This window comes from Xenorhabdus cabanillasii (assembly GCF_003386665.1).
In the GTDB taxonomy this organism is placed as follows: domain Bacteria; phylum Pseudomonadota; class Gammaproteobacteria; order Enterobacterales; family Enterobacteriaceae; genus Xenorhabdus; species Xenorhabdus cabanillasii.
In genome coordinates this window covers 1,825,777-1,844,047 of sequence record NZ_QTUB01000001.1, presented here as the reverse complement: position 1 = coordinate 1,844,047, position 18,271 = coordinate 1,825,777, and the positions used below count along the sequence as shown (strand labels likewise).

The following is an 18,271-nucleotide window of genomic DNA, read 5'->3' as shown; positions in this document are numbered from 1 at the left end:
GTTCAGGTTCCTGCCCCGGTTTATCGCTGCGGAAGATAACGCAGCGGGTTTACGGATTTTTCCCTGTATCTAATCTCAAAATGCAATCTTACTGAACTGGTTCCGGTGCTACCCATAGTGGCGATTTTTTGCCCTGCCTGTACTTCCTGCTGATCTCGCACCAACATGGAATCATTGTGAGCATAGGCACTCAGGTAGTCATCATCATGTTTTATTATTATTAGATTTCCATATCCGCGTAATGCGTTTCCGGTGTAAACAACTTTCCCGCTAGCGGCCGCAAAAACGGGTTGACCACGACTCCCCGCAATGTCAATACCTTTATTCCCCCCCCGGGAATCTGAGAAACCTTCAAGAATCTTTCCTTCCGCAGGCCATTTCCAATTATTGACAGCCTTACTCGCATTTAAACCTGTCGCTGGCGATGATTTAGAAGCGTCATCGTCGCTATCAGAAACTGTCACTCTTGGCAACATTTTTCTAGGATTTTGCCTATCAGTATTTGCAGGATACGCATTACCTTTTTGAAAATCAACCTGCTCAATTTTAGATTGAGTACTATTTGATGCTATTAATACACCATTCCTGGAGGTTGCATTGCCAATTCTCAGGACTTGGCCAACATTTAAGCTATAAGGTTCTGAAATACCATTTATGTGAGATATATCACGAAAATCCTTACCAGTAATCCACGCAATGTAAAATAAAGTGTCTCCATGTTTAACTGTGTAAGTATTGCCGTTATAACTGCCTTTAGGAATGTTCTCATAATTGCGGTCATAGACGATCCCCTCTTGCTGAGCAGGCGTATTGCCAGAATGATTCACTGGATATCTATTATCTGAAGCACGATGTTCTATTGGCCGATTTGTAGAAATGACAGGGGGAGAAGATGACACAGGTGTCGAAACTGCTGGGCTCCGGGAGGATATTATTCTGTTTTTTTCCTGATTATCCACACTCACTATTGGTGCAGGACGGTTCGTTGTATTACTACAACCTGTCAGAATTACTCCCACAATAACGCAGGTTATTATCCACTGTATTTTTTTCATTAAGTTTCCTACTTTCATACCTTATTCCCCCATAAAGGCAAATATAAGTGATAAGCATGATGATTTATAAAGAAATTTAGATGTACAAAAATATTTAAAGCAAAATACTTTTTTTATCTCAAAAAATGACGGCTAATTTAAAAATAGCGGCAAAAAAACATAAATCAGCAGATTATGCCAGTTCACCTTGGATCAAGGGTACGAAACGAACAGATTCGATTACTTCACTATGAAAATCGTTTCCATAGCGACGTACCACTTTTAGCGACTGAGAATGCTCACCAACTGGCAATACCATCACGCCGCCATCTGCCAGCTGATGTAATAGTGCCTGTGGTATTTCTGGAGGTGCAGCTGTGACGATAATGGCATGAAATGGCCCCTTTGACGGCCAACCATTCCAACCATCCCCATGGCGGGTTGAGATATTATGTAAATCGAGCTGTTTTAACCTGCGCTTAGCCTGCCACTGTAACCCCTTAATACGTTCTACGGAGAAAACATGTCTGGCTAAATGGGCAAGTATAGCCGTCTGATAGCCAGACCCCGTTCCAATCTCCAATACATTAGATTCAGGAGTCAAATTCAGTAGCTCAGTCATACGAGCAACAATATACGGCTGAGATATAGTCTGCCCAGATCCAATTGGCAGTGCTGTGTTTTCATATGCTTTATGCGCCAAGGCTTCATCAACAAAGCATTCTCTGGGAACTCTGGATATCACATCCAGCAGGTGCTCGTTCTGTATTCCCTGCTGGCGCAATTGTGTCAGCAAATTTTTCATTAACCGACTTAACATTCTCCCGTATCCCCGACTTTCAACAACCAATCAGCTACCAATTCCTGTGCTTTATAGGCTGTCAAATCTACCTGTAAAGGAGTAATGGAGACAAACCCTTCTTCTACCGCAGCAAAATCTGTTTCCGGGCCAGCATCACGCTTTTCTCCCGGAGGCCCTATCCAATAAAGCATATCGCCCTTGGGATCTTCCAGAGAATAAACTTCTTCAGCCGCACATCGGCAACCACATCGTGTAACCTTAAACCCTTTGATTTGCTCAATAGGTATATCAGGCACATTGATGTTCAGAATATTACCGGCTCTCAATGGGAATTTTTGTAACAGATTCAATAAACGTACAGTGACTTCTGCTGCTGTTTCATAATGTTTGTCACCATCAAGTGATACAGCTAAGGCAGGTAGCCCTAAATGACGCCCTTCCATTGCAGCGGCAACTGTGCCGGAATAAATCACATCATCACCTAAATTGGGACCACAGTTGATCCCTGAAACCACAATATCCGGGCGAGGGCGAACTAATTTATTGACCCCCAAGTAAACACAGTCTGTCGGTGTTCCTTCCCGAACAGCAACATCACCATTACTCAATACGCTGATACGCAAAGGACGATCTAACGTTAAAGCATTCGACGCACCACTACGGTTACGATCAGGTGCAATTACCTGCACATGATATTGTTCCCGCAATTTAGCCGCTAAAGTTTGAATACCCGGCGCAGTGACACCATCATCATTACTCAGCAATATCCGCAGCATTAAAATATCTCATTGATTTTACTTGTTAAAACATAGAATGATACTGTAACTTTCCCTATCCATTGTCCTATTTTTTTATGGTGTAACATACGCCCGGACAAGAGCAGGATTGTCAGAAAATCGTTTGATCTTAGCATGAGGCAACCCGTTTTGTAGAGCGCTTTGCATTCAGCCTGTCCAAATAGGAAAATACTGACCATTAAAGTCAGTTGTACTTACTTTTATTCAAACACCTGTCTCTGTACGGAGAAGGATCTGTAGAAAAAATAAAAGAAAGTGTATTTAAATTCACTAACTGGAAAGGAAATAAAATTCCAGCCATATCGCTAACCATATGACTGGGAATAAGTAAAGGGAATCAGAAACAAAAAGTCATTATTCAGCAATATCAGCCGTATTATTTTGATTCTGGTTAATCAATTCTCTGATAACACTGGTGGCAAAACTGCCTGATGGCAAAGAAAAATGAAGTGTGACAATTTGGTCATCCTGCCATTCCCAACGCAGGTTAATTGGTTTCACCAACATCGCCCTGCGAGCACTTTCTACACGTTCACGTTTGACTAATGACCAAAGCGAATCGTAATCCTGTAAACATTGCTGCTCAAAATCCAGCGCCTGATTCTGTGTCCCCAATGCCTTGTCTCCCGGTAACGGAGCGGTGATCTGTAACTCCCCATCAATAACCCGTTGCTGTAGCGCAGCCAGTTCAGATTCGTCAGCCACAAACCAACTACCACGCCCGGTTAACTGTAATGCGTCACCATTTTGTACCTGTTGATGCTCACCCTGCGCAATACGTATGCTGGTAATAATATTAAACATAACACTGCGGCAAGCAGAAAGGTAAAAGCTACGGCGATTACGCTCTTTAACCTGAATTTCATTTTCTGCCCAACGCTGCGCCTGAACCAGATTCTGTCCATCTCGCCCGAAACGCTGTTCGCCAAAATAGTTAGGAACGCCTGTCTGAGCAACCTGCTGCAAGCGCTTTTCCACGGATTGCCGATCAGAGATTTCCCTTAAAACCAGTGTGAAATCATTACCTTTCAATACTCCAATGCGCAGTTTGCGTTTCTGGCGAGCCGTAGCCAGTATTTCACAGCCTTCAAGCTGAAATGCAGTTAAATCAGGATCTTGTTTTCCCGGTAAATGCAGGCAAAACCACTGTTCAGTCACTGCATTACGATCTTTTAAACCTGCATAACTGACAGAGCGTGCTGGTATTTTAGCGAATCGGGCAAGATGATCGGCAACAAACTGTGTATTACACCCTGTCTTACGAATATGTACCATTAAATGTTCGCCTTCTCCATCAGGAGAAAAGCCTAAGTCTTCACGAACAATAAAATCTTCCGGTGCTGCTTTAACAATGCCGGTTGCTTCAGGACGCCCATAAAGCCAATGTAATTCACGCAATGCCATACTTATTCCTTCACCCGTTTATTCCTTCACCAACAAGGCAACTGCTTCACAGGCAATACCTTCTTTACGTCCAACAAATCCCAGTTTTTCTGTGGTTGTTGCTTTAACATTAATGTCATCCATATGGCACTCAAGATCTTCTGCCAGATTAACCCGCATCTGGGGAATATGGGGTAGCATTTTAGGTGCCTGCGCGATAATTGTGATATCAAGATTACCAATCCGATATCCTTTTTCACGGATACGCCGATAGGCTTCTTTCAGCAATTCACGGCTATCAGCACCTTTGAAAGCAGGGTCAGTATCTGGAAACAATTTCCCGATATCTCCCAAAGCCGCAGCCCCCAACAGAGCATCCGTTGCAGCATGTAAGGCAACATCACCATCTGAGTGTGCAATCAATCCCTGATCATAAGGAATACGGACACCGCCAATGATCAATGGCCCTTCTCCGCCAAATTTATGTACATCAAAACCGTGACCAATTCTCATACGATATGTTCCTTTGATTTTCGGGATAGATAAAACTCAGCCAATGCCAGATCTTCAGGTTGAGTCACTTTAATGTTGTCCGCTCTTCCTTTGATAAGTACCGGACGATAACCGCAATACTCCAGTGCGGAAGATTCGTCCGTAATGCGGGCTTGCTCTGAAAGTGCTTTCATCAGGCAATCACGTAATAGCTGTAAAGGAAATAATTGCGGAGTCAATGCGTGCCAAAGACCATTGCGATCGACAGTATGATCAACGAATAATGACTTTTCCGCTGATATTTTTTCCACGGGCGAAATCACCATACGTTTCATAGTATCCCTGACGGGAGCGGCTAATAATCCACCACAGAAAAGTTCACCATCATACTGGCTATCACGCAGGGCAGAAGAGAACGGGCTTTTATCGACCAGTTGCAGTAAATTATCGAGGTCATCGCGGTGTAAACAAGGACGGGCCGCATCATGAACCAAAACCCAGACAGGGTGCTCCGCTGAAAGATCTGACAAATAGTTCAGCCCCGCCAGCACTGAATCAGCACGCTCATCACCACCAATAACTGTTGTAATACGCGGATCGGAAGCAATGGCCAATTGGTTGAATTGCGTGTCAGCAGGATTCAGCACAATAACAATTTGCTGTATACGGGGATGTTCAAGCAATGCAGCCAGCGTATGTTCAATTATGGTTTTTCCCGCGATATTAAGATATTGTTTCGGACATTCTGATTGCATCCGACTGCCAATACCAGCGGCAGGGATCAAAGCAACTATTTCAGTCATAAGGTTTAGTCATCAAATTCAGTGATAAAAATATCAGCGGGATAATAAAAATCAGGTGAATTATTGTTCACTATTTTGATTTTGTCCCAATATACTGGTATCCGTATTGGTATTGTGACTCACAGAATGTTGTGAATTTTGTTTCATTGAATCCGGCACCATGCGATAAAAAGATTCACCCGGCTTAATCATACCTAATTCATTGCGGGCACGTTCTTCAATTGCTTGTTGACCGCTTTTCAGATCTTTAATTTCAGCAAACAACTGGTCATTGCGTGACTTAAGGAAAAGGTTGTCCTTCTCTTGTTTTTCAACCTCATCTTTAATTCGCACATAATCGTGGATACCATTTTTGCCGAACCACAGCGAATACTGTAACCAGCCAAGTAAAACCAGTAATAGTAGCGTTAGTTTACCCATTTCCGCCCCCAGAAAAACCCGCTAATCATCCCATAACTCAAGGAATGACGCCACTATCACAAACTGCTTCTGAAATGTGATCACAAGACATAATAAAAAGTATTAAATGAAATGAGTGTAGAAACACATGACTTCGCCTGCAATAATGTGTTTCTACTCTGCTCAGAGAATGGGAAATTTAAACGGGATATTAAATAGTCACAATATAGCGATCATTGAGTGCAAGAAGCAATTTTTCCATTAATAATTCAATATCTTGTGAGCCATCCAAATAAATATCAGGCTGTTCTGGTGCTTCATAAATCGCATCAATTCCGGTGAAATTCGGAATTTCCCCGGCTCGCGCTTTTTTATATAAACCTTTCGGATCACGGGATTCACAAATCGCCAGAGGTGTATCTACAAATACTTCAATAAATTGACCAGACTCCATCGATTGACGTATTTTTTGTCGCTCAGCCCGGCCAGGAGAAATAAATGCCGTCAATACCACCAGCCCGGCATCAACCATTAATTTCGCAACTTCTCCTACACGCCGGATATTCTCCTGTCGATCAGCCTCAGAAAACCCCAGATCACGACACAAACCGTGACGCACATTATCGCCATCCAACAAATAGGTTTTGATCCCCTGTGAGAATAGAGCGTGCTCCAACATTCCCGCCAGCGTGGATTTTCCTGAACCTGATAACCCGGTAAACCAGATAACCAAAGCAGGATGCCCATTAACGGCTTCCCGCTGTTTTCTGGTTACATCATGTGAATGCCAGACAATATTATTGGAAACAATACCGGAAAAGGTATCAGTATCTTCGAACTGAGCCACTTATTTTCCCCCCAATAAATCACGAGCTCCCCAGTGCGGGAAATGGCGGCGCACTAAGCGATTGAATTCCAGTTCAAACTCACTGTACTCTTTCGGCTCTTGATAGACATCGGTCTGAACTTCACGAACCAATCCAGCGCCAACAGTAACGTTAGTCAAACGGTCAATCAGAATGATACCGCCGGTATCCGCACTTTGCTGGTAACTGTCGAGAAGCAATGGTTCATCAAATGAAAATTCCACCAGCCCAATGGCATTCAGCGGCAACTCAACCGCAACTTTTTGTGTCAGGTTATTGATATCTACCTGATATTGCACATTATCAATTTTGGCACGACTCTTTTTACCAGCCACCTTGATATCCAGACTTTGCCCCTGAATTAGCGGCTTTTCTGACATCCATACAACATCCACCAACGCATGATGAGCGACAATTATTTGATCTTCAACCGCAACCAAAAGGTCACCACGGCTGATATCTATTTCATCTTTCAGCACGATGGTGATCGCTTCACCCGGCACAGCAAAAGGTAAGTCACCGTCGAAAGTGACAATCCGTTCTACCGTAGACACCCTGCCTGATGGCATTACTTTGATTTTCTGCCCCTGACGTAAAATTCCCGATGACAACGTACCGCTGTAACCGCGAAAATCCAGATCAGGGCGATTGACATATTGCACCGGAAAACGCAGTAACTGTTTCGCAACATTTTTCTGCACATCAACCACTTCAAGAATATCCAGCAACGTTTCTCCGGTATACCACGGCATATTTTCACTACGACTGACAATATTGTCCCCTTCCAGCGCAGATATGGGGACAAAATAAATATGCAAATCGGCAGGCAATTGCTCAGTGAAATGTAAATAATCCTGTTTGATCTGAGCGAAAATCTCTTGTCTATATTCCATCAGATCCATTTTATTCACTGCCACCACCAGGTGGCGAATACCTAGCAGTGTACTGATAAAACTATGGCGGCGAGTCTGTTCCTGTACTCCTTTTCGCGCATCAATCAGTAAAATCGAAAGATCACAGGTTGACGCCCCTGTTGCCATATTACGGGTATATTGCTCATGCCCCGGTGTATCCGCGATGATAAACTTACGTTTCTCAGTGGAAAAATAACGATATGCCACATCTATGGTAATACCTTGTTCCCGTTCAGCCGCAAGGCCATCCACTAAAAGCGCCAGATCTAACTTCTCTCCCTGCGTTCCCAGCCGCTTACTGTCATTTTGCAAAGTCGCAAGCTGATCTGCATAGATCTGGCGAGTATCGTGCAACAGGCGACCAATCAGAGTACTTTTGCCATCATCTACACTGCCACAAGTTAAAAAACGCAATAATCCCTTTTCCTGCTGTGCTTTCAAATAGGATTCAACACCACCCTGCTGTTTGATTTGATTGGCGATGGATTCATTATGTGCAAGTGTCGGCATATTCTTCTCTCCTCAAAAAATAACACCATGCCTTTAAAAATAACCCTGGCGTTTTTTCAGCTCCATTGAACCAGATTGATCACTGTCAATAAGCCGGCCCTGCCGCTCACTGGTTGTTGATATCAACATTTCTTCGATAATTTCCGGCAATGTTTCCGCTTCCGATTCCACAGCACCGGTCAAAGGCCAACACCCCAATGTCCTGAAGCGAACTTTGCGCTGACTGATCACTTCACCTGATTTCAAATCGATACGATCATCATCAACCATAATCAATGTGCCATCGCGCTGAACAATCGGACGAGATTTAGCAAAATAGAGAGGAACAATATCTATCTGTTCTAAATAGATGTATTGCCAGATATCCAGCTCCGTCCAGTTAGATAGCGGGAATACACGGATACTTTCACCTTTATTAATCTGGCCGTTATAGTTACGCCAAAGTTCCGGGCGCTGATTTTTGGGATCCCAACGATGGGAACGATCACGGAAAGAATAGATACGCTCTTTGGCACGGGATTTCTCTTCGTCACGCCTTGCACCACCAAAAGCGGCGTCAAATCCATATTTGTCCAGAGCTTGCTTCAATCCTTCCGTTTTCATAATGTCTGTATGTTTTGCACTGCCATGAATAAAAGGATTAATACCCAACTCTTCACCTTGCGGGTTACGATAGACCAGCAATTCGAAGCCATGTTTTTTTGCTGTCTGATCACGGAATTCATACATTTCCCGGAATTTCCAGCCTGTATCGACATGCAACAACGGAAAAGGCAATTTTCCCGGATAAAATGCCTTACGTGCGAGATGCAGCATCACAGAAGAGTCTTTACCAATGGAATAAAGCATTACCGGATTGGCAAATTCAGCAGCGACTTCGCGGATAATATGAATACTTTCAGCTTCAAGTTGCTGCAAATGGGTCAGTCTTTTTTCTTCCATTGATAATTCCTTATTCTAAGTCAACAACAGCGGAGCGATTTAGCGGAGCAACAGATTGTTCTGGCTCTAATAACTTTTTCTGATCGGTGGATCGCTGTTCAACCGATCGCTGCGCGAACCATGCTAACTGATGGTGAAGTTGAGCAACCTCACCCACCACCAGCAATGCTGGCGATGGAGCATCCTGTGCCAATCGTTCCAGTTCAGACAACGTCCCGGTCAATACTTGTTGTTCGGAGCGAGTCCCGCAACCAATCACGGCAACAGGTGTGCTGGCATCCCGCCCGTGTGAAATTAATTTCTGGCTGATCAGAGCTGACTTTATGACTCCCATATAAATCGCCAGTGTTTGATTGCCTCGCGCCAATGCGGGCCAGTCCAGTTCATTACCGTTTTCACGGCAATGCCCGGTAATAAAAGTGACGCTTTGGGAATGTTCCCTGTGCGTCAGGGGAATTCCCGCGTAGGCAGAAGCGCCGACAGCGGCAGTAATACCAGGCACAACCTGAAAAGGAATGTCTGCGGATGCGGCAACCTGTAATTCTTCTCCACCACGGCCAAAAATAAAGGGATCGCCTCCTTTCAGACGAACCACTTTTTTCCCCTGATGTGCCAGTTTGACGATCAACGCATTGGTCTCTTCCTGCGCAACTGAATGGCACCCTGCTCTTTTACCTACACAGATTTTGTCAGCATCACGGCGGACCAATTCGAGTATTTCGGCGCTGACTAAGTGATCATAAAGCACCACATCCGCTTGCTGGATCACTTGCAGCCCTTTTAAAGTCAACAAACCCGGATCACCGGGACCTGCTCCAACTAACACCAGTTCTCCCTGCTTACTAGTTTGTTTCAGTTGTTCATCACGCAGTTGTTGATCCAACTGTTTTTCTGCTTGTTGTAACTGCCCATTGGCAACTAATGTGGAAAAACGTCCGTTAAATGCTTTTTCCCAGAAATAACGACGCTGGCGCAGGGAAGTCAGGCTCTGTTTCACCTGGTTACGCCAACGCCCCGCAATTTCCGCCATTGTGCCGAGATGAAAGGGCAACAGGGATTCCAATTTTTCCCGCAGTAATCGTGTTAATACAGGTGATTTTCCAGCAGAGGAGATAGCTACCATAACCGGAGAGCGATCAATAATTGAAGGGAAAATTGCAGAGCAAAGTGACTGATCATCTACCACATTAACCAAAATAGCGCGGCGATTAGCCTCTGAGAAAACATATTGGTTTAAACTGTGGTCACCAGTCGCTGCAATCACCAAAAATACGCCATCAAGATAGTCCGGGTGAAATGCTCCCTGTAACCACTCAAGCTCCCCTTTTTGATGGCGTTGTTGCAATTCAGGATGTAATTCGGGAGCAACAATTGTTAACGCAGCCCCTGCACGCAATAGCAAGCCAGCCTTACGAGAAGCGACTTCTCCGCCGCCTACCAGCAAAACAGCACGCGATTTCAGTTCAACAAATAAGGGTAAATAATCCACAATGACATGCCATCCAGTGTTCAGTGTTTAATTTCGTAATAATTATCTAAGAAATGAATATATGAAGCTGTGAGGTGGTTATGAAATGACAAAAAGTAATTATTAGTTCCTGAATCGTATAAGGTAAGTTTTTTAATGGGTTATAAAATTGCAACATGCGAAATATTCAGGAAAAATCACTGTTCTTTTATTGTTCACCGCGCGTTTTTGAAGGAATTTATTCTGTGATAAATATCACGATTTAGGGCTATTTTTAAAAACTGAATGATAAAAATGGAGTTTATTATCATATCTTACATCTGTTTCACCGATTTATTTAGATGCTCCCGCCAAACTACAAATAAAACATGACATTAATATCATCATTTTTACTTATGATTTTTTTATTTTGCCACAAGCTCGTTTAGCATTCTTTCTTCGTAGATTCACATAATTAAGTGCAACATGGTTATCATCAAAGCAAGCTATGCCCTTTTGATAAGAAGCACAGCCAAGATAAATCAGAAGTATTCGTAATATTGCCTTAACCTTCGTGCAAACCACACTCACGCTTCAAGCCAAAAAATCGGGTTTGTTCTTCGCTCATACCCGGTTCCCATTTTTGCGTCGTATGGGTATCCCCGACAGAGAGATAACCTTCTTCCCACAGTGGATGGTATTCAAGACCATGTTGGGTCAGGTATTGATGTATACGGCGGTTATCCCAATCAATAATTGGCAGTATTTTGAAAACATCACGCTGAACCGCCAGCACTGGCAAATTAGCACGGCTTTCCGATTGCTGACGACGTAAACCTGCAAACCAGGTTTGTGCGTGTAATGATTTCAATGCGCGGTTCATCGGTTCTACTTTATTGATTTGGTTATAACGCTCAATGCCTTCTATTCCCTGTTCCCACAGTTTACCATAACGCGCTTCCTGCCAGGCCGGGCTCTGTTCTGCACGAAATATTTTTAAGTTCAGCGTCAGTTTGTCAGTCAGCTTATCAATAAACCGATAGGTTTCCGGGAATAGATAGCCGGTATCAGTCAGGATAACGGAGATATCAGGGTATTCCTGTGTGACCAGATGCAGGCAGACTGCCGCCTGAATACCAAAGCTGGAAGAAAGAACAAATTCACCGGGCAGGTGTTCCAATGCCCAGATTACACGCTGACGGGCATCCAGCGATTCCAGTTGTTGGTTTATTTCGGCAAGCGCTTCCGTGCGCTGCTCAGTATTCAAAACTAATAGCTCAGATAAGCGGAGCGGGTTCATATCGCCTCCTGCCAATCGTAAAAATCGACGGCTGAATTCAATACTGGTTTGATAATGTCGGCTCGGATCAGGAAATTCCCAAAAGCTTCATCCTCATTACGTTCTATTGCCCAACGGCTAATCAATTCGTCCAGTATCGTCAAAATCTCGGCTGAGGTGATGTTTTCCCGATACATACGGGGAATTCGGCTGCCATTGCGATTTCCGCCAAGATGCAGGTTATAACGATCAAGCGCTTTACCCACCAGCCCTATTTCTGCCAGCATCGCTCTGCCGCACCCATTCGGGCAACCTGTAACACGCAGAACGATATGTTCGTGACTGACGCCATGTTTTGCCATTAAAGCATCGACATGATCGACAAAGGCCGGCAAGAAACGCTCAGCTTCTGCCATTGCCAGCGGGCATGTCGGAAACGAAACACACGCCATAGAATGGTGACGCAGAGAAGTCACATTGTTATCAATCAGGCCATGTGAGCGGGCTATTTCTTCAATGTGTGCTTTTTCACTCTCCGGCACGCCTGCCACAATCAGGTTTTGATTCGCGGTCAAACGAAAATCACCTTTGTGGATTTTGGCAATTTCTGCAATCCCGGTTTTTAACGGTTTGTTCGGGTAATCCAGTAAGCGGCCATTTTCAATAAACAAGGTTAAGTGCCATTGGTCATCAATACCTTTTAACCAACCAATTTGATCTCCCCGACCAGTAAACTCATAAGGACGGATCGGTTCGAATTTGACGCCTGCACGCTTTTCAACTTCTTGTTTGAAAGTTTCAACACCGACACGCTCAAGGGTATATTTGGTTCTGGCATTTTTGCGATCGGTTCGGTTGCCCCAATCACGCTGTGTTGTCACGATGGCTTCAGCAATCGCTAAGGTATGCTCTAGTGGAATATAACCAAATTCACTCGCCAAACGCGGGAATGTTTTCTTATCGCCGTGAGTCATGGCTAACCCGCCACCCACCAGCACATTAAAACCGATCAACTGATCATTCTCTGCGATAGCAACGAAGTTCATATCGTTGGCATGCAGATCAACATCATTTTGCGGCGGGATCACAACTGATGTTTTGAATTTACGCGGTAAATAAGTTTTACCAAGGATCGGCTCTTCATCGGTTGTCGCGATTTTTTCTTTGTCCAGCCAGATTTCAGCGTAAGCGTTAGTACGCGGCAGAAGATGCTCCGATATTTTCTTCGCCCATTCATAAGCCTGCTGATGCAACGCAGACTGTACCGGGTTTGAGGTACACAATACGTTACGGTTAACATCATTGGCCGTTGCCAGTGAATCCAGCCCCATTTGAGCCAGTAATTGATGCACCGGTTTGAGGTTGTTTTTTAAAATACCATGAAATTGGAATGTCTGCCGATTAGTCAACCGGATACTGCCATACAGGGTGTTCTCTGTCGCAAACTGATCAATACCCAACCATTGGCGGGGAGTGATAATGCCTCCCGGTAAGCGACAACGCAGCATTATGGCATGGCGAGGTTCCAGTTTTTGTTCTGCACGTTCCGCCCTAATATCACGATCATCCTGCTGATACATACCGTGGAAACGGATAAGGAGAAAGTTATCGCCTTCAAATCCGCCTGTCAGCCCGTTTTTCAGATCTTCGCTGATTGTCCCGCGTAAATAGTTACTTTCTAACTTCATGCGTTCACTGTCAGCCTGTTTACCTTCAACAATTAAAGGACCTTGTTTTTCATTGCTCATTGTTTTCATTGCCCGTCGGTTTTCATTGCTTACGGTTTTTCATTGCCCACGCTAGTAAACATCCCTCTGATAACGGCGCTCAAGGCGAAGTTCACTCAAAAACTCATCGGCCTGTTCGGCATCCATACCACTTTGTTGTGAAATGATATCCAGCAATGCCTGTTCCACATCTTTTGCCATACGATTGGCATCTCCACAGACGTATAAATGTGCGCCTTCCTGGATCCAACGCCAGATTTCTTCACCCTGCTCACGCAATTTGTCCTGTACGTAAATCTTATGCTGTTGATCCCGTGACCAAGCCAAATCAATGCGAGTCAATAACCCCTCTTTGACATAACGTTGTAATTCAACCTGATACAAGAAATCTTCTACAAAATGGGGATTACCAAAGAACAACCAGTTTTTACCTTCGGCGACCTGATGATCTCGTTGTTGCAAAAACGCCCTGAATGGTGCAATCCCTGTGCCGGGACCAATCATTATGATTGGTGTTTGAGGATCAGCAGGTAAACGGAAATTATCGTTATGCTCGATAAAAACACGGATACTGTCACCTTCTTGCAATCGATCAGCCAGATAACCCGATGCCCCTCCAGTACGGGCACGTCCTTCTATGTCATAACGAACAACACCAACCGTGATATGCACCTCATTTTCGACTTCATCTTGTGAGGAGGAAATGGAGTAAAGCCGCGGAGTTAGTGGGCGCAATATATCGATAAATTGTTGGGCTTCAGGACGCAAGACTATTTGCCTGACCATATCCACAATAGGTGTTTTTTGTGCGTATTGCTGCAATGTCGGTTTATCAGTGACTAAAGCAAGCAACTTTTCATCTTTGGTTAATGCAGCATATTTTTCGACAATGACTCCCGTATTTTGAGTCAGTTCAATATGGCTGCTCAAAGCCTCACGCAGAGTCAATGATTTCCCATGCACATTGACGGGTTCACTACCTTCCAGACAGAGCAACGCAAGCAGCTCATCCACCAGTTCAGGATCATTTTCAAACCAAACACCCAGTGCGTCACCGGGTTGATAATGCAAACCTGAATCTCCCAGATCAATTTCAATGTGGCGGACATCTTTATCAGAGCCACGACCTGTGATTTTTTGGTTAACTGACAAAGAGGCAGTTAGCGGTGTTTCTTTGGTATAAGGACTGATGATAACTTCACTTGTAGCCCTCATTTGAGTTGTAGCTATAGCTGTATCAGCCGAGGTCGGTACGCGCTGTTTTAAGATACCCGTTATTTGTTGACGCCACTGGGCTGCCACTTCCTGATATTCCACATCAGCATCAACACGATCCAATAACCGTTGTGCGCCTAATTCACTCAGGCGGCGATCAAAGTCTTTACCCGCTTGACAGAAGTGTTCATAAGAGGTATCCCCCAAACCAAATACAGCATAAACCGTTTCGTTCATCGGAGCTGCTTTTTTGGAGTGCAGATATTTATAGAGAGCTACGGCTTCTTCGGCTGGTTCGCCTTCACCCTGTGTCGAAGCAATAATAATCAATACTCGTTCTTTTGCGAGCTGTTTGAATTTATAATCACCAGCATTAACTAAATTCACATTCAGCTTTTGTGCCAGTAAGGCATCTCTGAGTTGTTCCGCCAAACGACGGGCATTACCCGTCTGAGAAGCAGAAATCAGTGTTACCGTTTCCTGTTCGGGAACAGCTGGCGCTGGTGCCACAGCGTTGGCTTGTGACTGGGAATTTAACATTCCCCAAAAATAGCCTGATAACCAAGCCAATTGATGTGGAGAAAAATCACTGACCGCAGATTGCAGACGCGACAATTGTTCCGGAGAAACAGGTAATAATGCAGTTGAAGGTGGTTTTGCGGTCATTATCCAGTGCCCTTTGCGATAGCCAATATCCACGATTAACAATCATCATGATAAATAATCGTCATAAACATGGATTAATCATAAGGTTATCCCATAACTGACACTGGAATTAAAGAAAGGTTTGCAATATCTAATAACTAAATTACCTAACTTTATTTACAGATTTAATATATCGATAAAGTTGTTAAACACTGGATTTTATTTCTACAGAAAAATCACGTTAAGCCCGAAAGTTCAGGTAGAATAGCCGGCCTTTTGAAATCAGGAAAAAGTATTATGAGCACTACCATCTTTAAAGATTTTCAATTTGAAGCGGCACATCGCCTGCCACATGTTCCTGAAGGGCATAAATGTGGCCGCCTGCATGGGCACTCATTTATGGTACGTCTGGAAATTACCGGTGAGGTTGATCCCCATAGCGGATGGCTCATGGACTTTGCCGATGTAAAAGCTACTTTCAAACCAATTTGGGAACGGCTCGATCACCACTACCTCAATGAGATCCCTGGTCTGGAAAACCCAACCAGCGAAGTTCTGGCCAAATGGATCTGGAGAGAGTTAAAACCCACTTTGCCACAACTCAGTGCCGTCATGGTAAAAGAAACCTGTAGCGCAGGTTGTATCTATCGTGGAGAGTAAAACATTCAGCACCAGGTGTTGGTGCTGAATGCATATATGAAAATTCAATTCACATCAGGCGATATTTAAGTATTTGTGTGTCTGCATGGAAAAACGCCAGTTACGGGCAATGCAGGTTTCAATACATAAACGAGTAGCTTCTTCTTTCTGGCTGATAGGCTGTAAAGCAATAACCGGCGCATTATCTTCATTAAGCATGGCTAGTAGTTCGTCTAATGCTTCAATATCGCGCTCCCGACCAACAGGATGTTTAACTTCGTTTGCCCGTTTCATAGCTTCTGGCAAGACTTTGTATCCACCACGCATTTTCACTTTTGGTGAAACTGTTACCCAGGTTTTATCAGAACAATAGATTGCATGCGTGCCGCTGGTCTCTATCTGACACTGGTACCCCTCTCTTTCCAGCGTTTCGGTTAAGGGACGTAAATCGTACAAGCACGGCTCTCCACCAGTAATAACAACATGACGTGCTGTATATCCCTGGCGAGTGAATAAATTAATTAATTGCCGTGGCGTTGCCACTCCCCATATATCGCTATCCTGCGATTTCACCAAGATGTTTTCCATCGGCTGCTGTTTATCAGCCTCTTTTTCCCAAGTATGTTTGGTATCACACCAGCTGCACCCTACTGGACATCCTTGTAATCGAATGAAAACAGAAGGAACACCGGTAAATACCCCTTCCCCCTGCAAAGTCTGGAACATTTCATTTATTGGGTAGATCATAAAAAAACTCTGGTTTTAATAAACTGCCCGTTATTATTACAGATATCTATCCCGCGAACATCCATCTTTATGGTATGGTACGAGGTTGCTTTTACTGGCATCTGACGCCAGACACGGCATTGTATGCCTGAATAGCGTATGCCTGAAAATACTCTCTGGCATGAAAGATAGATGGGATTAACGAATGCAAAACAATGAAAATCAGCTTAAACAGGGCCTAAGTGTGAGGCATATCCGCTTCATGGCTTTAGGCTCTGCAATAGGCACAGGGCTGTTTTATGGCTCAGCAGCTGCAATTCAGCAAGCAGGCCCTGCTGTATTACTGGCCTATTTAATCGGCGGTGCTGCTGTATTTATGGTGATGAGAGCACTTGGAGAAATGGCCGTTCACCATCCTGTTTCCGGTTCCTTTTCACAGTATGCCAGCCATTATCTGGGGCCGTTAGCTGGTTTCCTGACTGGCTGGATCTATGTTCTTGAAATGCTGTTTGTTTGCCTCGCTGATATCACTGCATTCGGCATGTATATGAAACTTTGGTTCCCGCATGTCGATCAATGGATTTGGGTTCTGGGTATTGTATGTTTTATCGGTGCGCTAAATCTATGCCATGTGAAGATTTTCGGTGAAATGGAGTTTTGGCTTTCTATCGTTAAAGTTACTGCCATTATTGCCATGATCATTGGTGGCCTGGTAATTATGATCTATGGTTTTGGTCAAGCGACTGAACATACTACAGGTATCGCCAATTTATGGGAACATGGTGGCTTTATGCCAAATGGCATTAGTGGTGTGATTGCCTCATTTGCCATTGTGATGTTTGCTTTTGGGGGGATAGAAGTTATTGGTATTACTGCCAGTGAAGCTAAAGATCCGGTAAAAACAATACCTAAAGCCATTAATGCTGTCCCATTCCGTATTTTGATCTTTTATGTCCTGACTTTATGTATTCTGATGTGCATCTATCCGTGGAATCAGATCGGTCAGAACGGAAGCCCATTCGTACAGATTTTTTCTAATTTGGGAATTAGCTCAGCCGCAAATATTCTGAATGTTGTTGTGATTACTGCTGCTATTTCAGCTATCAACAGCGATATTTTTGGTGCCGGGCGAATGATGTATGGCATGGCGCAAGAAGGACAGGCACCGGAGTCATTCAAAAAACTGACCAGTAATGGCGTTCCGTGGATGACCGTTCTGGTCATGATTACTGTTCTGCTACTCGGTGTGCTGCTCAATTATCTGCTTCCTGACGATATTTTTATCCTTATTGCGTCAGTTGCAACATTCGCAACAGTCTGGGTATGGCTGATGATTTTACTTTCTCATGTGGCTATGCGTCGTAAAATGAGTGCAGAAGAGGTCAAGACCTTAAAATTCCCAGTACCAATGTGGCCAATAGCTCCTGCAATGACGATTGTTTTCATGAGTGCAGTCATTTTGTTACTCGGCTTTTTTGATCAGACAAGGGACGCCTTATATGTAGGAGCAGGTTGGGTGATTGCTCTAACCCTCGCGTATTTTTTCGGTGTGAAGAAAAAAATAGTCGTGTCCCATCTTTCTAACCAATAGAGCTTACCTTCAAAAGCGCCGGTATTCTTCCGGCGTTTTCTTCTCTTCTGCTATCGACTT

Annotated in this window: 17 protein-coding genes; 2 read left to right on the top strand and 15 right to left on the bottom strand. The window is 44.1% G+C overall.

The genetic code is table 11. From position 1 onward, the window contains the following. Window positions 1-20: 20 nt before the first annotated feature. From nlpD to cysJ, 14 genes are all read right to left on the bottom strand, one after another. Window positions 21-1,073 carry a murein hydrolase activator NlpD gene (nlpD, locus tag BDD26_RS08745; RefSeq protein ID WP_115826300.1) on the bottom strand — a complete coding sequence of 351 codons (1,053 nt, stop codon included), beginning with the start codon at window positions 1,071-1,073 and terminating at the stop codon, window positions 21-23. A 154-nt stretch (window positions 1,074-1,227) separates the two neighbouring features. Next, window positions 1,228-1,854, bottom strand: a complete 627-nt coding sequence (locus BDD26_RS08740; RefSeq protein WP_038269119.1) for a protein-L-isoaspartate(D-aspartate) O-methyltransferase — start codon at window positions 1,852-1,854, stop codon at window positions 1,228-1,230. After that, window positions 1,848-2,612 carry a 5'/3'-nucleotidase SurE gene (surE, locus tag BDD26_RS08735; RefSeq protein ID WP_038269116.1) on the bottom strand — a complete coding sequence of 255 codons (765 nt, stop codon included), beginning with the start codon at window positions 2,610-2,612 and terminating at the stop codon, window positions 1,848-1,850. Before surE ends, BDD26_RS08740 begins: the two co-directional genes overlap by 7 nt. A gap of 375 nt (window positions 2,613-2,987) precedes the next feature. Next, window positions 2,988-4,037, bottom strand: coding sequence for a tRNA pseudouridine(13) synthase TruD (gene truD, locus BDD26_RS08725; protein ID WP_115826298.1), 1,050 nt, complete (start codon window positions 4,035-4,037; stop codon window positions 2,988-2,990). Window positions 4,038-4,055: 18 nt separating this feature from the next. Continuing rightward, window positions 4,056-4,529, bottom strand: a complete 474-nt coding sequence (gene ispF / locus BDD26_RS08720; RefSeq protein WP_038269108.1) for a 2-C-methyl-D-erythritol 2,4-cyclodiphosphate synthase — start codon at window positions 4,527-4,529, stop codon at window positions 4,056-4,058. Further along, complete coding sequence (ispD, locus tag BDD26_RS08715) at window positions 4,526-5,311, bottom strand: 2-C-methyl-D-erythritol 4-phosphate cytidylyltransferase (RefSeq protein ID WP_115826296.1); 786 nt, start codon at window positions 5,309-5,311, stop codon at window positions 4,526-4,528. The genes ispF and ispD overlap by 4 nt, the downstream gene beginning before the upstream one ends. A 60-nt stretch (window positions 5,312-5,371) precedes the next feature. Further along, on the bottom strand, window positions 5,372-5,731 hold the full coding sequence (ftsB, locus tag BDD26_RS08710) for a cell division protein FtsB (protein WP_038269101.1): 360 nt from the start codon (window positions 5,729-5,731) through the stop codon (window positions 5,372-5,374). A 190-nt stretch (window positions 5,732-5,921) separates the two neighbouring features. Beyond that, the gene (gene cysC / locus BDD26_RS08705; protein ID WP_115826294.1) at window positions 5,922-6,557 is read right to left on the bottom strand and encodes an adenylyl-sulfate kinase; all 636 of its coding nucleotides are present in this window, start codon (window positions 6,555-6,557) and stop codon (window positions 5,922-5,924) included. Further along, complete coding sequence (gene cysN / locus BDD26_RS08700; protein ID WP_115826292.1) at window positions 6,558-8,000, bottom strand: sulfate adenylyltransferase subunit CysN; 1,443 nt, start codon at window positions 7,998-8,000, stop codon at window positions 6,558-6,560. A 33-nt stretch (window positions 8,001-8,033) separates the two neighbouring features. Next, window positions 8,034-8,942, bottom strand: coding sequence for a sulfate adenylyltransferase subunit CysD (cysD, locus tag BDD26_RS08695; protein WP_038269092.1), 909 nt, complete (start codon window positions 8,940-8,942; stop codon window positions 8,034-8,036). A gap of 10 nt (window positions 8,943-8,952) precedes the next feature. Beyond that, the gene (gene cysG / locus BDD26_RS08690) at window positions 8,953-10,431 is read right to left on the bottom strand and encodes a siroheme synthase CysG (RefSeq protein WP_115826290.1); all 1,479 of its coding nucleotides are present in this window, start codon (window positions 10,429-10,431) and stop codon (window positions 8,953-8,955) included. Window positions 10,432-10,954: 523 nt separating this feature from the next. Then, window positions 10,955-11,689, bottom strand: coding sequence for a phosphoadenosine phosphosulfate reductase (locus tag BDD26_RS08685; protein WP_038269087.1), 735 nt, complete (start codon window positions 11,687-11,689; stop codon window positions 10,955-10,957). Further along, on the bottom strand, window positions 11,686-13,416 hold the full coding sequence (gene cysI, locus BDD26_RS08680) for an assimilatory sulfite reductase (NADPH) hemoprotein subunit (protein WP_115827521.1): 1,731 nt from the start codon (window positions 13,414-13,416) through the stop codon (window positions 11,686-11,688). Before cysI ends, BDD26_RS08685 begins: the two co-directional genes overlap by 4 nt. A 51-nt stretch (window positions 13,417-13,467) precedes the next feature. Next, window positions 13,468-15,276, bottom strand: coding sequence for an NADPH-dependent assimilatory sulfite reductase flavoprotein subunit (cysJ, locus tag BDD26_RS08675; protein WP_115826288.1), 1,809 nt, complete (start codon window positions 15,274-15,276; stop codon window positions 13,468-13,470). 276 nt (window positions 15,277-15,552) lie between these two features. Between cysJ and queD the strand changes: the two genes are divergently transcribed. Then, window positions 15,553-15,915 carry a 6-carboxytetrahydropterin synthase QueD gene (gene queD, locus BDD26_RS08670; RefSeq protein WP_115826287.1) on the top strand — a complete coding sequence of 121 codons (363 nt, stop codon included), beginning with the start codon at window positions 15,553-15,555 and terminating at the stop codon, window positions 15,913-15,915. A gap of 54 nt (window positions 15,916-15,969) precedes the next feature. Here queD and queE read toward each other — a convergent pair whose 3' ends face one another. Further along, window positions 15,970-16,641 carry a 7-carboxy-7-deazaguanine synthase QueE gene (gene queE, locus BDD26_RS08665; protein ID WP_038269077.1) on the bottom strand — a complete coding sequence of 224 codons (672 nt, stop codon included), beginning with the start codon at window positions 16,639-16,641 and terminating at the stop codon, window positions 15,970-15,972. Between the two features lie 184 nt (window positions 16,642-16,825). On the opposite strand from queE, the gene BDD26_RS08660 reads away from it, so the two are divergent. Further along, on the top strand, window positions 16,826-18,211 hold the full coding sequence (locus tag BDD26_RS08660; protein WP_115826285.1) for an amino acid permease: 1,386 nt from the start codon (window positions 16,826-16,828) through the stop codon (window positions 18,209-18,211). Window positions 18,212-18,271 lie beyond the last annotated feature (60 nt).

Coding starts and splice junctions, on each gene's coding strand:
- nlpD (WP_115826300.1), bottom strand. CDS start 1,073: ATGAAAGTAGGAAACTTAATGAAAAAAATACAGTGGATAATAACCTGC.
- BDD26_RS08740 (WP_038269119.1), bottom strand. CDS start 1,854: ATGTTAAGTCGGTTAATGAAAAATTTGCTGACACAATTGCGCCAGCAG.
- surE (WP_038269116.1), bottom strand. CDS start 2,612: ATGCTGCGGATATTGCTGAGTAATGATGATGGTGTCACTGCGCCGGGT.
- truD (WP_115826298.1), bottom strand. CDS start 4,037: ATGGCATTGCGTGAATTACATTGGCTTTATGGGCGTCCTGAAGCAACC.
- ispF (WP_038269108.1), bottom strand. CDS start 4,529: ATGAGAATTGGTCACGGTTTTGATGTACATAAATTTGGCGGAGAAGGG.
- ispD (WP_115826296.1), bottom strand. CDS start 5,311: ATGACTGAAATAGTTGCTTTGATCCCTGCCGCTGGTATTGGCAGTCGG.
- ftsB (WP_038269101.1), bottom strand. CDS start 5,731: ATGGGTAAACTAACGCTACTATTACTGGTTTTACTTGGCTGGTTACAG.
- cysN (WP_115826292.1), bottom strand. CDS start 8,000: ATGCCGACACTTGCACATAATGAATCCATCGCCAATCAAATCAAACAG.
- cysD (WP_038269092.1), bottom strand. CDS start 8,942: ATGGAAGAAAAAAGACTGACCCATTTGCAGCAACTTGAAGCTGAAAGT.
- BDD26_RS08685 (WP_038269087.1), bottom strand. CDS start 11,689: ATGAACCCGCTCCGCTTATCTGAGCTATTAGTTTTGAATACTGAGCAG.
- cysI (WP_115827521.1), bottom strand. CDS start 13,416: ATGAGCAATGAAAAACAAGGTCCTTTAATTGTTGAAGGTAAACAGGCT.
- cysJ (WP_115826288.1), bottom strand. CDS start 15,276: ATGACCGCAAAACCACCTTCAACTGCATTATTACCTGTTTCTCCGGAA.
- queD (WP_115826287.1), top strand. CDS start 15,553: ATGAGCACTACCATCTTTAAAGATTTTCAATTTGAAGCGGCACATCGC.
- queE (WP_038269077.1), bottom strand. CDS start 16,641: ATGATCTACCCAATAAATGAAATGTTCCAGACTTTGCAGGGGGAAGGG.
- BDD26_RS08660 (WP_115826285.1), top strand. CDS start 16,826: ATGCAAAACAATGAAAATCAGCTTAAACAGGGCCTAAGTGTGAGGCAT.